The 15,664-nt window shown below is 56.7% G+C and carries 14 protein-coding genes and 1 riboswitch; of the genes, 7 read left to right on the forward strand and 7 right to left on the reverse strand.

The window, feature by feature from the left end; all coding sequences use genetic code 11:
- Positions 1-24 precede the first annotated feature (24 nt).
- Positions 25-1,014 carry an EAL domain-containing protein gene (locus JN414_RS01315; protein WP_237389819.1) on the forward strand — a complete coding sequence of 330 codons (990 nt, stop codon included), beginning with the start codon at positions 25-27 and terminating at the stop codon, positions 1,012-1,014.
- A gap of 52 nt (positions 1,015-1,066) precedes the next feature.
- Here JN414_RS01315 and JN414_RS01320 read toward each other — a convergent pair whose 3' ends face one another.
- Positions 1,067-1,426 (reverse strand): YidB family protein, encoded by a 360-nt coding sequence (locus tag JN414_RS01320; RefSeq protein WP_202206381.1) that lies wholly within the window; start codon positions 1,424-1,426, stop codon positions 1,067-1,069.
- Positions 1,427-1,557: 131 nt separating this feature from the next.
- Entirely contained in the window at positions 1,558-2,262 is a 705-nt protein-coding gene (locus JN414_RS01325; RefSeq protein WP_202206382.1) for a pirin family protein, read from the reverse strand.
- A gap of 112 nt (positions 2,263-2,374) precedes the next feature.
- Between JN414_RS01325 and JN414_RS01330 the strand changes: the two genes are divergently transcribed.
- Both JN414_RS01330 and hemA read left to right on the forward strand, forming a co-directional pair.
- A complete protein-coding gene (locus tag JN414_RS01330; RefSeq protein ID WP_202206383.1) occupies positions 2,375-3,328 on the forward strand; it encodes a LysR family transcriptional regulator in 954 nt (317 codons plus the stop codon).
- Positions 3,325-4,536, forward strand: a complete 1,212-nt coding sequence (hemA, locus tag JN414_RS01335) for a 5-aminolevulinate synthase (RefSeq protein WP_202206384.1) — start codon at positions 3,325-3,327, stop codon at positions 4,534-4,536. Before JN414_RS01330 ends, hemA begins: the two co-directional genes overlap by 4 nt.
- A 75-nt stretch (positions 4,537-4,611) precedes the next feature.
- Here hemA and JN414_RS01340 read toward each other — a convergent pair whose 3' ends face one another.
- A complete protein-coding gene (locus JN414_RS01340) occupies positions 4,612-4,959 on the reverse strand; it encodes a gamma-glutamylcyclotransferase family protein (RefSeq protein WP_202206385.1) in 348 nt (115 codons plus the stop codon).
- 37 nt (positions 4,960-4,996) lie between these two features.
- Positions 4,997-5,494, reverse strand: coding sequence for a DUF1543 domain-containing protein (locus tag JN414_RS01345; RefSeq protein ID WP_202206386.1), 498 nt, complete (start codon positions 5,492-5,494; stop codon positions 4,997-4,999).
- A gap of 101 nt (positions 5,495-5,595) precedes the next feature.
- A riboswitch (TPP riboswitch) is annotated at positions 5,596-5,745 on the forward strand.
- A gap of 58 nt (positions 5,746-5,803) precedes the next feature.
- Here JN414_RS01345 and thiC point away from each other — a divergent pair.
- The 4 genes from thiC to purF all read left to right on the forward strand — a co-directional run bounded on the left by thiC (position 5,804) and on the right by purF (position 10,059).
- The gene (gene thiC / locus JN414_RS01350) at positions 5,804-7,657 is read left to right on the forward strand and encodes a phosphomethylpyrimidine synthase ThiC (protein WP_237389820.1); all 1,854 of its coding nucleotides are present in this window, start codon (positions 5,804-5,806) and stop codon (positions 7,655-7,657) included.
- A 67-nt stretch (positions 7,658-7,724) separates the two neighbouring features.
- Complete coding sequence (locus JN414_RS01355) at positions 7,725-8,027, forward strand: hypothetical protein (protein ID WP_237389821.1); 303 nt, start codon at positions 7,725-7,727, stop codon at positions 8,025-8,027.
- Between the two features lie 3 nt (positions 8,028-8,030).
- Positions 8,031-8,594 carry a CvpA family protein gene (locus JN414_RS01360; protein WP_202206388.1) on the forward strand — a complete coding sequence of 188 codons (564 nt, stop codon included), beginning with the start codon at positions 8,031-8,033 and terminating at the stop codon, positions 8,592-8,594.
- A 25-nt stretch (positions 8,595-8,619) separates the two neighbouring features.
- Positions 8,620-10,059, forward strand: a complete 1,440-nt coding sequence (purF, locus tag JN414_RS01365) for an amidophosphoribosyltransferase (protein WP_202206389.1) — start codon at positions 8,620-8,622, stop codon at positions 10,057-10,059.
- Between the two features lie 86 nt (positions 10,060-10,145).
- Here the strand turns inward: purF and JN414_RS01370 are convergent, their stop codons facing one another.
- From JN414_RS01370 to JN414_RS01380, 3 genes are all read right to left on the reverse strand, one after another.
- A complete protein-coding gene (locus JN414_RS01370; RefSeq protein WP_202206390.1) occupies positions 10,146-12,350 on the reverse strand; it encodes a histidine kinase dimerization/phosphoacceptor domain -containing protein in 2,205 nt (734 codons plus the stop codon).
- Between the two features lie 155 nt (positions 12,351-12,505).
- A complete protein-coding gene (locus JN414_RS01375; RefSeq protein WP_202206391.1) occupies positions 12,506-14,008 on the reverse strand; it encodes a S10 family peptidase in 1,503 nt (500 codons plus the stop codon).
- 114 nt (positions 14,009-14,122) lie between these two features.
- Positions 14,123-15,529 carry a lyase family protein gene (locus tag JN414_RS01380; protein ID WP_202206392.1) on the reverse strand — a complete coding sequence of 469 codons (1,407 nt, stop codon included), beginning with the start codon at positions 15,527-15,529 and terminating at the stop codon, positions 14,123-14,125.
- Between the last annotated feature and the right edge of the window lie 135 nt (positions 15,530-15,664).

The following is a 15,664-nucleotide window of genomic DNA, read 5'->3' on the forward strand; positions in this document are numbered from 1 at the left end:
AGATGGAACAGGAGATGTTCGAAATTGGATGATGCAGGACAGGATGTCAGTTTTGCGGATGCAGCCTCTTTTGGCCCCGAAGTGACTGGCGCTGTGACCAGAGACCGAAGAGATGATCCTGTGAGGTCCGACACGAACATTTCTCCGACAAACGCCACGATGTTTGCCACGACCCTGCGCAGCCGTCGAGCGCGCCAGAAAAGTGCTCTGCCGCCTTTGCGATGGCTGCCTCGCATGGCGGCTGGCCGGGGGGGAATGGAAAAGCTGATTGGCGCGCAGGTGGACATGAGCCAGCTCTGGCTGGCTATCCCACGCCGCACCGTCCGGCGAAGTCGCCGCAAGCCGCTTGAGCAGCAGCAGAGAGAATTTGATCTGGAGCTTCTGCAGGTTGCCTGTACGCAGGCGGCAGGCTGGCCGGATGGTATGCGTCTGATGGTCTCGCTCGAAGACGATCAGGCACCGGATGCAGCGTTCAACAGTCGTTTAAACGGTGTTCTGGATCAGAGCGGGTTTCCCATTTCGCGTCTGGATCTGGTTTTTCAGGAAAGCGGGATCGCTCAAGAGGAGCGCGAAGTCTGTTACACGCTGGCGTCTCTTCGTGATCGGGGTGTTCAGATCTTCACGAACGGCTTTGGGTCTTCGGTCTCCAGCCTGACTTTACTGAGAGAACGCGCCATTAGCGGTCTATTGGACGGTGTTCAGTTTGATCTGGCAGTTCTGTCAGCGTCCAGCTTAACCTGGAATCCGCAGGGCGACGTTCCAGAGCTCGACGAAGGTGCAGTTGTATTCTACCGGGCCGCTCTTGAGGCTGTCAAAGCGCTTGGTTTGTGCATTCGTGCTACAGGAGTAGATACGACCAAGCAGCTGGAATTTGTGCAGAAAACCGGTTGCTCCGAGGCGTCCGGGCTCATTTTGGCTGGAGCTGAAACGACCGCTCAGATCAATGAGCGCTTTGCAAGTGTGGAGGGTCGCTCAAAGAGGCGGCGCATGACCCGTACGGCTGAAGGCCTCTAATGAGAAAACGGCAGCTACCTTCGATAGGTGATAATAGCTGCCGTTCAGGTTCTCATATCTTACACTGGTACTGGAACAGGCGTTCTGGATCTACGCGAAGCAAGTTGGCAAGCATGGGCAGAACGCCTGTCAGAGCATCCTCGATAGCCTCAAGGGACTGCCCCGTTTGATCCGCAATATATTTGAGGTGTTTCTCACCCATGAGGGTTTCGACTTCCCTGGGTGTGAGAGGATTGCTTTCCGTATTGTGAATTTCGCTCACACGGGTCGCAAGATGACAGTCGTCACGCATCAGTCGGATGGTCACTTCTGTCAGCCCTGATCTGTCCATGCTGGCATTGCTAAGCCAGTCACCAAAACGGACGAATAGGGAGGTAGATTTTTGGCCTTTGGTCTCGGTCGTGGTTGTCATGACCCGTACTCCTCATCAAGAGAGAGACTGGCCGCATCCGGGGGGACTTGGCCCTACAGTAACAACGTTTGAAGCGAGCGTGTGTAGCATGAGGTGGAAACACCTTTGCGTGATGTTCCCGCCTTGGCCTGTCAGTCGAGGGGGCCGCTTTCTACCAGAACGATTTCTGCATCTTCCAGCGCAGTCATGACGATACTGTCCACATCGGTCAGAGCTGCACCGTCCCGCGTTGCAACGGTTCGCCCATCGATTTCCAGGCTTCCTGTCGCCGGCACGAGATAGGAGAAGTTTTCCCGGCTGGTTTCGAAGGTCAGGGTTTCGCCAGCTTTCAGGGTTGCTCCCAGAACGCGGCCCTTGGCCCGGATCGGCAGGGCATCATCTTCCGGAAAGCCGGAGGCAAGGGTTACGAACCGTCCATTGCGGGCATCTTTTGGGAATGGACGTGTGCCCCAGCTGGGCGTGCCGCCTGGTTCATTGGGGATGATCCAGATCTGGAACAGGGTTGTGTCTTCCGTCTCCTTGTTGAACTCGGCATGGACAATGCCGCTGCCCGCAGACATGACCTGAACGTCGCCAGCTTCGGTGCGTCCTTTGTTGCCAAGGCTGTCCTCGTGAGAGATGGCTCCTGTGCGAACATAGGTGATGATTTCCATGTCCTTGTGCGGATGAGCGCCAAAGCCTGTTCCGCCTTCGATTTTATCATCGTTCCAGACACGCAGACGGCCCCAGTGCATGCGGTGCCGGTCCATGTAGCCAGCGAAAGAAAAGTGATGCCGGGCGTCCAGCCATCCGTGGTTGGCGTGGCCAAGCGAGGAGAAGGGTCTGATATCGAGCATTGGTCGCTCCTCAGTAAAGGTTATGGCCTTCAAGATGGGCGCAATGTGGCGTAAAGAAAATGGAATTGATGGAAATATAAAGTTTCCATAAAGCGCATCTTAGAGAGGCTGTATGCTCCCGGATCTTGAAGGGTGGGCTGTTTTTGCCCGTGTCGCTGAAAGCGGCTCGTTCGCCTCTGCAGCGCGCACTCTAGGGCTGTCTCCGCCTACAGTGTCCAAGGTGATTGCGCGTCTGGAGCATCGCCTAAAGACGACCCTTTTCCAGCGAAGTGCCCGTCACCTCTCCCTGACATCCGCCGGAGTGGCGTGCCTGGAACGTGCCCGGCGGATGTTGGCTGATGGTGAAGGATTGGAAGCAGAACTGCGGGAAGGCTCGGTCAGCCCAAGAGGAACGCTCCGTCTGGCGGCTCCGATGGGGTTCGGACTGGATATTCTTGGGCCCGTTCTTCCAGAATTTATGGACCGGTATCCGGAGATTTCCATGGAAATTGATCTGGATGACCGGACCGTCGATCTGCTGAGTGGCCGGTTTGAAGCTGCCGTACGCATTACACCGGGAGACCTCGCTCCCGTAACCAACGGAGGGGCTCATCTTCTTTGCCGTTCCGTAATGCGGCTGGTCTGTTCGCCACAGATGAAGGAGAGACTCGGGACGATCGAAAAACCGGAAGATCTTTCAGGCAATGCAGGGTTGCTCTACGCGAATTCCGATCTGCCAGACCTTCTTCGCCTTACACATGAGAACGGCCAGCAGGCATCTGTACGACTTCGCAACCGGATGATGGTCAATAGTGGAGACATGCTTCTGCCGGCGCTCAGAAATGGCTCAGGCCTAGCGCTTCTGCCAGATTTCATGCTGCGGAGGGATCTGGATGCAGGGCGAGTGGTCGAGGTTCTGCCGAAGTGGCGGGGGAGTGTTTTGTCGGTCTGGTTCATGGTGGTGGGGTGTGGTGCCACCCGGATGCAGATGCCTGCGCGGCTGCGTGTTCTGCTGGCCTATCTGGAGCAGGCACTTGGCGGAAAGATTTCACAGGATTACAGTGCCGCGCAGGAGAAAACGCGATGAATTATGATGCGATGTTCCAGTCCGCCCTGGACGGTCTGCGCGCCGATGGCAGCTACCGTTACTTTGCGGAACTCGAGCGCCGGTCCGGCAATTTCCCGAAAGCCTATCATCATGGGCTCGGTCGTGACGTCACAGTGTGGTGTTCCAACGATTATCTCGGCATGGGGCAGCACCCGGAAGTTCTCAAGGCGATGCACGACGCCCTTGATGAGACGGGTGCTGGTGCAGGCGGAACACGCAACATTTCCGGCACAAACCACTATCATGTGGAACTGGAAAAAGAGCTGGCGTCCCTGCACGGCAAAGAAAGTGCACTGCTCTTCAACTCAGGTTACCTGTCTAACTGGGTGACGCTGGGAACGATTGCAGGCCGTCTGCGCAACTGCGTGGTTCTGTCTGATGAACTCAATCATGCGTCCATGATTGAAGGTATCCGTCATTCCCGCGCTGAGAAGCAGATTTTCCGTCACAATGATGTGGAAGATCTGGAGCGTCGCCTGAAAGAACTTCCAGTAGACGTTCCCAAGATCATTGCGTTTGAGTCCGTCTATTCCATGGATGGTGACATCGCACCGATCGAAGCCTTCTGTGATCTGGCCGACAAATACGGTGCGATGACTTACCTTGATGAAGTTCATGCTGTTGGCATGTACGGCGATCACGGTGCGGGCGTGGCTGAAAAGCTGGGCCTGTCCCATCGTCTGACGGTGATTGAAGGGACGTTGGGCAAAGGCTACGGCGTTGTGGGTGGCTACATTGCTGCCTCCGCGCCGCTTTGTGACTTCGTGCGCTCCTTTGGTTCTGGCTTTATTTTCTCCACGGCTCTGCCGCCGATGATTGCTGCGGGTGCTCTGGCCAGCGTCCGTTATCTCAAGCGCAGCAGCGTCGAGCGTGAAGGTCAGCAGCGTGCGGTTGCCTATCTGCGTGCCGCTCTGGACAAGGCAGGCATTCCGCATGTCGGCAATCCGAGCCACATCGTCCCCGTCATGGTGGGTGAGGCAGAACTTTGCCGGGATCTCTCCGATGAGTTGCTGAACCGCTTCGGGCATTATATCCAGCCGATTAACTTCCCGACCGTCCCGCGCGGAACGGAGCGTCTGCGTCTGACGCCGACGCCGCTTCATACAAACGAAGCAATTGATGAACTGGTTGAAGCACTCTCCACGCTTTGGCGTGAACGTCAGCTCAAGCGCTCTGAGGCTGCCTGAAGTCAGGTAGGACAGCGTTCTGAATTCTGGAAAAGGCAGCCGGGTCACTGGCTGCCTTTTTTGATTCCGAGCTGGTTAGGCGAGCACGTAGACCCATGCGTTCTTGCCTGAGCGCAGTGTAACTTGCACCCTCTTGTAGCTGGACACTTCATAAGCATCCGCAGCAAGAAGCTCAGCTTCAGTGATGCAGAAGACTTGCCCTGTGATTTCGTCCTGTGGGTTGTTACTCGGGTGAACAACAGGATGAAAGCGTTTGCCGCTGGCCTTGATAACAGCAGCGTCCGTGATTTCCATCATCGACGCCCGATAGCCCGTCATTGCATCCTCTTCGCCATGCAGCAGGCGACCGAATGAGGAAAGCTGAACCTCGGGTTGCTGGAGCGTTCCGTAAGAAAACAGGTAAACCGACATTGGGTGTGGCATGAGTGGCTCCCTTGCCGTGAGATAAAGCGCAGGGACGTCAGATCTTTCGGTAGCCCTGCCATAGCGCTGTCACAGGTTGCCCGTCTTTCTGTGGGGTCAGATGGATGTAAAGCCCATCAATCTGTTCCAGAGGCAGGCAGTCATCTACTTCCATGAAGTTATCGCGGTGGCGGTGGTCATAGCCCGGTAATAAGGTCTTTTTGGCTGTTGCCTTGGCCTCTTCTGGCGATGCAGCAACAAGAAACGTGAAGGCGTGCTCTTCCTTGAGTTCGCCAGGCGCATACCCACCCATATTGATGAAATAGAGCGTTTTGCCGCCTACAGGCTTTTCAGGACTGAGTGTGACAGCATGTCCGTCAGCCCATGCAATGACACCATAGGCATCAACGTGCAGGGAGTTTCGTACTCCAAACCAGCGCTCCGCAAGAGAGGGATAGGCATCTTCCGGCTTGTTCGCGATCGCAAACTGAACATCATGAACTTCGATATTGGCGCCGGGTGCTGCCCCGCCGAGATAGAAAACATAGAGGTTCAAGGGCGTGCCCTCCTGAGTAAAATAAAGCGGGTCATAGCTGTTTATCGGCCTCACTTCACGGTGAAACGCATTGACAGGACGAAGCGGATGCGATGAGTGTGGCCCCTACCAGGGGGAGCTTCGCCCGAAGAAGCTGAGAGGTCACTGAAAGACTGCAAGGTCTGCGGTGTGACGACCCTGCCGGGTGCATTCTGCATCCGGGAAACCTGATCCGGTTAGAACCGGCGGAGGGAATGGTGTTGAGACACAACGAAACTGGCATAGCCGGTGTTCCGTGTTGTTACTCCCTCTGCCTCAGAGGGGGCGAACATGGGTGATATTCCACAAAACCTGAACCAGAAACCAGCGGTAGATCATGTGACGACAGGCCCGATCCAAGGGTCCTGCAAGAAATGGTCCGAAGCACCGGGGCGTCCGGATATTCTGGTTCCCTATCGCGAAATTGCGCTGCATCCGTCAGCTAATGAAGCGCCTGTCAGAGTTTATGACACGTCTGGTCCATACACAGACACGTCTGTCACGATTGACGTGAAGAAGGGTCTGTCTGCTCCGCGGGCGGAATGGCTTGCAAAGCGGGGCTTCCAGCAGGTTCCCGCTCGTGCGGTCAAACCGGAAGACAATGGATTTGCCAGCGAAGCTCAGGCTGTTCCGGCCTGTCCTGCGGCGCATGAGGTCTATTCCGGCGAGGGCGCGAAATTCGTCACCCAGTATGAATTTGCGCGGGCAGGGATCATCACGGAAGAGATGATCTATATTGCTCATCGCGAAAATGTCTGCCGTGCTGAGATGGCTGAAGGGGCAGAAGAACGCCTTGCCGATGGCGAGGATTTTGGTGCCTCTATTCCAGCTTTCATTACGCCTGAATTCGTGCGGGAAGAAGTTGCGCGGGGCCGGGCTGTTATCCCCGCCAATATCAACCATCCGGAACTTGAGCCGGTTATTATTGGCCGAAACTTCCTTGTGAAGGTGAACGCCAATATCGGCAATTCGGCGGTGACGTCGTCTGCCGCAGAAGAAGTCGAGAAGCTGGTCTGGTCCATCCGCTGGGGTGCGGACACGGTGATGGATCTTTCCACCGGTCGGAATATCCACAACATCCGTGACTGGATTATGCGGAACTCTCCAGTGCCGATCGGCACGGTGCCGCTGTATCAGGCGCTGGAAAAAGTGAATGGTGTTCCTGAGAAGCTGACGTGGGAAATTTTCCGTGACACGCTGATCGAGCAGGCCGAGCAGGGCGTGGATTATTTCACGATTCATGCCGGTGTCCGCCTTCAGCACATCCCGCTGACTGCAAAGCGCACGACGGGAATTGTCTCCCGTGGTGGCTCCATCATGGCGTCTTGGTGTCTGGCGCATCATCGCGAGAGTTTTCTCTACGAGCACTTCGAAGAGATCTGCGACATCATGCGCCGGTATGACATCACCTTTTCACTGGGGGATGGCCTGCGTCCGGGGTCGATTGCCGATGCGAATGATGCGGCACAGTTTGCTGAACTGACGACGTTGGGTGAACTGACGAAGGTGGCCTGGGCAAAGGGCTGTCAGGTCATGATTGAAGGGCCGGGTCATGTGCCGATGCACAAGATCAAGGTCAACATGACCAAGCAGCTCAAGGAATGTGGGGAAGCGCCGTTCTACACGCTTGGTCCGCTAACGACCGACATTGCGCCGGGTTATGACCACATCACGTCCGGTATCGGGGCGGCCATGATTGGCTGGTTCGGGACGGCGATGCTCTGCTACGTGACGCCGAAGGAACATCTGGGTCTTCCGGACCGCTCAGACGTGAAAACGGGCGTTATAACCTACCGGATTGCTGCCCATGCGGCAGATCTGGCGAAGGGACATCCTGCGGCTCAGCTACGAGACGATGCGCTGTCCCGTGCACGGTTCGAGTTCCGGTGGGAAGATCAGTTCAATCTGGCGCTGGACCCGGATACGGCACGCAGCTTCCACGATGAAACGCTTCCGAAAGAGGCGCACAAGACGGCTCATTTCTGCTCAATGTGTGGTCCAAAGTTCTGCTCCATGAAAATCAGTCATGACATTCGCCGTGAGGCGGAACGTCAGGATGGTATGGCGCAGATGAGTGAGGTCTTTCAGGAACATGGGGCAAAACTCTACGTTCCAGAAAACGAAGTAGAAACGATCGCGGAATAACGCCCTTCGCGGAATGATTGAGGGTGATGGCCTTGCGTCCATAGGTTATCACCCTCATCATAGAGTGATGCCGCTTAAGGAAGACCTTCGCCCATTCCGAAAAACCCGCAAAGTCACGAAACTGGCGACCCGACTGGGCAATTCGGCTTCAAGCTGCGTGCTGCATGTCATGGTCAATGATCGTGCGGGCCTGGTTCGGGAAAGTGCGGCTTTTGTCGGCCTTCTTGAGAAGGTGTGGAAGGCGCGGGGTGTTGATGCTGACCAGGTCTGGGCAGAACTGAACGAAAGAATCCGCCTGGCGGAAGAACTTCGTGCTAATGGCATCCGTCCCCGTAAAGGCGGTCATTACCGTTCCACCAAACTGCCCTGAGCCATGCCCTCTCTTCCAGATCTGTCTCATATTTCGCCGGATGATCTGAGCCGGCTGGATATCGGTGTGCTGATCGTTATTGGTCTGTCTGCTCTGTGGGGACTCACGCGCGGTTTTACGACCGAGCTATCTGGGCTTGTTGCCTGGGCGTCTGCCGTCATTCTCACCTATCGGTTTCACGCTGCCCTTGTTCCGTGGATTTCTCCGTATCTGCATGAAAGCTGGTTGGCGGAGAGCGTAAGCGCGGCAGTCCTGTTCATCGTCATTCTGCTAACTCTGACGACGATCGCCGGGCGTGTAGGAGCAGCGGTGAGGGGCACTCTTTTTGGGGGCGTAGACCGCATACTGGGCGCTATTTTCGGCATTCTGCGCGGATATGTGATGCTGATCGCACTTTATCTGCTGGCAGGGTCTTTTTTCGGGTCCTGGACCTCCTACCTGATGCAGGGAAGCTTCACCGGGCCATATATTGAGGCCGGAGCATCCCGACTTGCCGGTTATCTGCCACATTCATTGCAACCACATCTTGCATCGCCGCCCACAAGCGGTCATGACGCGTCGTTGTGAACCCAGTCCGGAAAGGCCGAACTGCATGACTGCCTCCGATACTCTCAACCGTCCTTACGAGGAATGTGGCGTTTTCGGCGTCTGGGGCGTGCCTGATGCGTCTGCCCTGACCGCTCTTGGACTCCATGCGCTTCAGCATCGTGGTCAGGAAGCTGCTGGAATCGTCAGTTTCGATAACGAACGGTTCCATCAGCACAAAGGTCTGGGGCTGGTCGGTGATGTCTTCGGAGACAGCCGTGTCATGGCGACGCTGCCGGGAAGCGTTGCAATCGGTCATAACCGATACGCCACCACAGGCGGAACGCATGTCCGGAATGTGCAGCCGCTGTATGCGGATTATGAGTTCGGTGGGTTGGCAGTCGCCCATAACGGGAACCTCACCAACTCCGCGACCCTGAAGCAGGCGTTGGTAAAGCGCGGATGTATCTTCCATTCCTCCACGGATACGGAAGTCTTCATTCACCTCATTGCCATCTCTCTGTACACCACAGTGCTCGATCGGTTCATTGATGCTGTCAAGCAGGTGAAGGGGGCTTATTCCCTCATTACCCTGACGCCCGATGACGGCCTGATCGGCATGCGTGATCCATTGGGCGTTCGTCCGCTGGTTCTGGGTCGGATGCCGGGTTACGAAGATTCGAATGGTGGCTGGGTTCTTTCCAGTGAGACCTGTGCGCTCGACATCATTGGAGCGGAATATGTTCGGGATATCGAGCCCGGCGAAATCGTGGTGATAAACTCTGAGGGGCTGCGATCCCTTCGTCCGTTTGGCGATCAGGGTGGGCGCTTCTGCGTTTTTGAATACATCTACTTTGCACGGCCTGATTCAGTGCTTGAAGGCCAGCCTGTCTATGAAGCCCGCAAGCGCATCGGGGCGGAGCTGGCACGCGAGACGGCAGTCGAAGCAGACGTTGTCGTGCCAGTGCCGGACTCCGGCGTTCCGTCTGCTATCGGATATGCGGCTGAGAGCGGTATCCCGTTTGAGCTGGGTATCATCCGCAATCATTACGTCGGCCGGACATTCATTGAGCCAACGGATCAGATCCGAAATCTTGGCGTGAAGATGAAGCACTCCGCCAATCGTCCGGTTCTGGCCGGGCGTCGGGTCGTTCTGGTTGATGACTCGATTGTACGTGGAACGACGTCTCGCAAGATTGTGGATATGGTGCGCGCGGCCGGTGCGACGGAAGTGCATATGCGCATTACGTCTCCCCCAACACGCCACCCCTGCTTCTATGGCATTGATACGCCTGAAGAGAGCAAGCTGATGGCAGCGACGCACACAATGGAAGAAATGGCTTCCGTTATTGGGGTCGATAGTCTGGCGTTCATCAGCTTCGACGGCCTGTATCGGGCGCTCGGCCATGAAAGCCGTGCAGATGGGGCCGGTCGCTATTGTGATGCCTGCTTCACGGGCGATTATCCGATTGCACTCGTGGATAAAGAAGGAAATCTGGTTTCCTGAGTGATATTCGCTCTATTGCGACCATATAAAAAAGCGCCTGCTCTCATGAGGGAGCAGGCGCTTTTTTTGTGCTCAGACAGATGCTTTCAGGAATACAGACCGTCAGGAATGTCTTCATGCGCTGAGGCAGGTCCGTTGATGTCGAGCGGCACGGCCATAACAGCCTCAAGGCCCGGGGAAAGCGGCGTATAAGTGAGGGTGCCACCAAGGCTGCCGACGACGGCTTTCATCATGCGTGTCCCGAAACCGCTTCCGTTCAGATTGATGTCATGACGGCCCTGATCGGAAACAGTCAGCGTCAGACGGTCGCCAGTGACGGAAAGTGAGAGGTAAAGCGGACCGGCCTGGCCGCCGTAGGCATATTTGCTGGCATTGATGACCAGCTCCGTCAGCACCAGCCCGACATTGATGGCGCGGTCTGCCGAAATGGAGACGGGTGACAGAACCATGCGAAGTTGCGCCTGCCATTCCTCGCCGAGTGAAGAGCAGAGCTCTTCCATCAACTCTTCAAGGTAGCGGCTCAGATCAACCATGCCCATCTGATCGCCACGATACAGGCGCCGATGAACCAGCCCGATGGCCGCAATCCGGTGCTGGGCTTCAGAAAGGGCTTCGGTGGTTTCTTCGTTCGTGGACGTCCGGGCCTGAAGCTTCAGGAAAGATGCCACCATTTGCAGTGAATTCTGCACACGATGGTTTACCTCACGGATCAGGAAGTCTTTCTGTTGAATCAGGCTCTCACGCTCCTGAACTGTCGCCGTCAGGGTCGCATTCAGTTCGCGGAGTTGCTGGGTCTGATAATCGGCAATCAGGCTGCGGCGGAGACGACGGGCGGCCTGCTTCTGTTCTGTTGTCCATCGATGGGAATGACCCAGAACGGTCTGCTCCCAGGATTCAAAAGATTTGCGAGGATGCAGAATGCCGTCATGGTCTGGCGCTCCTTTGTGAGGATTGCCTGCCCATTCAATGACCTGAACGATCTCGACCCTGCTCCAGACAAGCGTCAGGGAGGTTCGGAAAGGCAGTGTGATGGCCAGAATTCCGGCAGAAGCCTCGGGCCACATCTCTGCGGGGGGGTAGTCCTTGCCCAGACTGGAGCTACAGAAAATCCCCCCGTTGCTGCCCAGACGGAGCCAGTCACGGATGGCGAGGAGATCCGAATGTTCGGGGACCTTGCCAGACGTTTTGATTTCTTTCTGATCAATGACTGCAAAGCCATCGCAGGGAAACAGGCTGCGTAACTCCGTAACGGATCGCTGCAGGTTGTCCTTTACGGACGCGGCAGGGTCGAAATGGGATGTCGCGAACTCAATGGCATTCCTCAGGCGCAAACGCTCCTGGTACGTGATGAGTTCTTCCTTGTTTCGAAGCTGACGGGACATGACGCCAGCGAGCGTCCGGCATGCGGCTCTGATGTCCTCAGAGAGGATGCGCGGTGTCGCGTTGTGGCAGGTGATCATGCCCCACAAAATGCCGTCCACGACCAGGGAGATCGAGGCTGAGGCCGCCACCCCCATGTTCGACATATACTGCAAATGGACGGGTGAGATGCTGCGAAGCTGCACATCGCTCAGGTCGATACCTGTGGTGCCAGCCTCAACAGGGCGAATAGGGGCAGCTTCATAATGAATGTCTGGAATGACACGGATACGGTTGCGCAGATAAAGCGCACGCGCCTGCCGGGGAATATCGCTGGCTGGAAAGTGGTGATTCATGAGGGATGGGAAAGCCTCATTGCGCTTTTCCCCCATCACGCAGCCAGAACCGTCCTCCTGAAAGCGATAGACAAGAACGCGGTCAAATTCGGTCAGCTTGGCGAAGATCTGCGCGCCGTGATGGCACACGGCAGCAATGTCCGGGCAACGCTCGAAACGATCAGCTGTGGCATCAATCTGGCTGAAGATTTCCCACGTCAGGAAATTACGACTGTCCAGAGGCTCCAGCTCTACCAGAAGGTGCTCGCCAGAGACGTGGAACTGGGCATTGAATGTCTCGTCCTGCAGGCCGGAGACCCGGGTATTGTTCAGGGCCTTGCCGCCTGACTGTTTCAGCCCATCTGCTGGAATGTTCAGAAGATCAGGTAGGCTCTGGCCGAGCCAGTTCGGATTGAGGCGCGCTTCCAGATCGCCTGCGCCGGCAATAATCTGAAGAGTATCGGCCTTGGCAATCAGGAGAAGCCCATAGGGCTGGATCGCATCCGGGCGATGGATCTGCTCACGATCGCAGGATGTGAGCAGGGCATCTGAAAGGGGCTGCCCCGACTGGAGAGAGATCTTCGACGATAAGGTCAAGGTCTGAAAATCCCTCTTGGCGGAAATGCAGAAAGTATCTGGTCTTGTCATCTAGGCAGGGGCTGCCCGAAAAGCAAACCCCTGTGAAAATACGACAATTCAACAGGAATATATCGTGAACCTTAAGGTTTTCTGCCCCCTGTTGTCAATTTGGCTTACTGCTGGATTGCGTCCTGCTGCATCCAGGATGCGACGTCCAGAGACAGGGCATGACGGCTGGCCGGGCGCGTATAGAGCATGTGGCCACCCTGATAGAGATGCAGGGAAACGCGGTCCGCTCCGACGGTCAGATGGTCCTTCATCCAGCGGGCTGTGCCGAATGGACAGGCAAGATCGTAGTACCCGTTTGCAACGAACACACGCAGACCGGGATCAAGCGCCAGCAGACGGTTCAACACTGGAATCTGATGGACAGGAGCAGGACCGCCTTCGCTCCATTTCCAGCTTGAATTGACCTTGAAGGAGAGCAGGTCATAGGTCAGTGGAGTCTGGAAACCGAGGTCGTTGGCAGCATAACCGGAAAACGCGTTGCCATAGGCCCGGCCAAAGCCGAACAGCGTTGGGTCAGGGCTCTCGTCCAGACCGTCTGCCGCAGGGTCGGCAATCGTCTGCGTAAAGTCATACAGGCCGTGAAGGCGACCGTTCTGGGACATGACGTCATGCGACCCGATAGCCGGGACACCATGCTGGCGCGTTACGACATCTTCCGGAAGGCCCGTACGGTTCGCGACTTCGGCATAGAACGCCTTGGCGTCTTCTCCACTGGGGATTTTGCCGGCAACCTTGGGCAGATATGTGCCCATCGCCCATTCATAAGCTGCATCAGCTGACTGCTGGGTGACGTTCGGGCTTTCATGAGCCGAAATTAGGCTGGGGATCATGAGGGCAGCAGACAGAGGGTTCTCGTCCGTGTCCAGAAGCGGCATCTCGATGGCAGGAGACAGCATCACGACGCCGTTCAACAGAATTCCCTGTTCCATCTGAAGCGCATTGGCGACCTGAATGGAGCGAATGCCACCATAGCTTTCACCCACCAGATAATGCGGTGAGGACTGGCGACTGTTCTTGGCTGTCCAGAGCTGGATGGCCTTGGCAAACGTGCTGGCATCCTGCTTGACGCCGTAGAACTGGTCTCCAGCCTTGGCGGTGTCGAGCGGACGGGAATAGCCCGTGCCCACGGCATCGAAGAACACCATGTCCGTGAACGGAAGCCAGCTATCCGGATTGTCACCGAGCTTCGCGTGAGTGCCGTCGGTTGCATCCTTGGGAGGCATGGTCAGGGCGACCGGACCTGCGGCACCAAGGTTCAGATAGGCTGTTGCGGCACCCGGGCCACCGTTGAAGAAATACGAGACAGGACGCTTGGCGTCCGCTGCGCCGTCCTTGGTGTAGGACACGTAAAACATGCGCGCCGTCGGCTTCCCATCGGGGCCACGGAGGGTCAGGGTGCCGGCATGCGCGGTGTAGGCGATGCCATTCAGATGATGCTTCGTAACGGAGTCAGTGGGTAGCAGAGCGGCTTCACCGGTAAAGCTGTCTGAGGCCTTGGCTGCGTCAGCTTTGGGCGTGTCCTTCGGGGCATCTGCCGCCAGGGCAGGAAAGGCAGAAACGGGGGAAAGAAGGGACAGGGCAAGCAGCAGCGCGCGGCGGGACATCATCTGTCTGTCATCTCCGATGAGAATTGCAGGGTTGTTTCTGCCCTACCAGCACGGATGCTCGTCTGCCACCGGCCCCGCATGAAGTTTTCGTCATGCGGGGCCGGTATTGTCTTGTTACTGGCCCTGAGGCGCCTGGATGTTGGGAGACAGCATCAGCCGCGGATCTGCAACGCGATCATAGTCATCGGCTGTCATGAAGCCCAGTTCCAGAGCGGCTTCCTTCGGGCTCAGGTTCTTTTCCATCGCATAATGGGCGACCTGTGCGGCCTTGTCGTATCCAATGGCGGGAGAAAGCGCTGTAACAAGCACAAGGGAGCGGTCCAGATCCTGCTTCAGTTTGTTTTCGTTAGCGCGAATGCCTTCGACAAGATGCTGACGGAAGTTCTCTGACCCGTCATGGAGGAGCGTGATGCCCTGCATGATGTTGTGGATCATGAGTGGCTTGTACACGTTCATGTCGATCATGCCGGACGCGCCACCCAAGCCAACCGCCACATCATTGCTCATGACCTGCAGGGCCAGCATGGACAGGGCTTCAGCCTGTGTCGGGTTGATCTTGCCGGGCATGATGGAAGAGCCCGGCTCGTTTTCTGGCAGGAGCAGTTCGCCGAAACCAGCACGAGGGCCGCAGGCCAGCAGGCGGATGTCATTGGCGATTTTGAACAGGCTTCCCGCCGCAGTCCGCAGGCAACCCGACAGGTGGACCAGTGCATCGTGTGCGCCCTGAAGGGCGAATTTGTTTTCGCCAGCCGTGAAGCCCAGTTGCGTTAGATGCGCAATTTCTCCGCAGGCGCGGGTGTCAAATCCGGGATCTGTATTAACGCCAGTGCCGAGCGCCGTTCCGCCGAGAGCCAATGGAAGGAGACCATCCCGGGCCGCTTCAAGGCGTGCAATATTGTCTGTCAGCATCCCGGCGTAGCCATGCCATTCCTGACCAAGCGTAATGGGGACAGCATCCTGAAGATGCGTGCGGCCAACCTTGACCAAATCTTTCCATTCTTCAGCTTTGGCAGCGATGGCATCCCGCAGTCTGGTGAGGGCAGGAATAAGGCGGCGATGTACACCCAGAACAGCCGCAATGTGCATGGCGGTTGGGAAGTTGCAGTTGGTGGACTGCGCCATGTTGACGTGATCGTTCGGGTGCAACGGTGTTTTGCTACCCAGGGGCTGACCCGTGAGTTGGCTGGCCCGGTTTGCGATGACTTCATTGACGTTCATGTTGAACTGCGTGCCAGAGCCCGTCATCCAGACATGGAGCGGGAACATCCGGTTATGCTGCCCGGTCATGATCTCATCGCAGACGGTATGGATCAGATCGGCGCGATCCTGGGACAGTCGACCACTGGCTGCATTGGCCGAGGCGCAGGCACGCTTCATGATCGCATAAGCCTCGATCATTTCCTGCGGCATCAGTTCCCGGCCAATGCTGAAATATTTCAGGGAGCGCTGTGTCTGAGCGCCCCACAGAACATCATCAGCAACTTCGATCTGGCCCATGCCATCGGTTTCAATACGGCTCATGCGGTCTGGAGCTTTCCTGCAGGACGGAGTTCATGCCTGCGCGGAAACTATCCCAGAAGGATCAGGGGGAAAACAGGGGAAGGGAGGCAGATGAGGCTGGGAGCGTGAAAAACGTTCCCCAGCATTGTCGGACGC

This window comes from Gluconobacter sp. Gdi (genome assembly GCF_014132155.1).
GTDB lineage: Bacteria > Pseudomonadota > Alphaproteobacteria > Acetobacterales > Acetobacteraceae > Gluconobacter.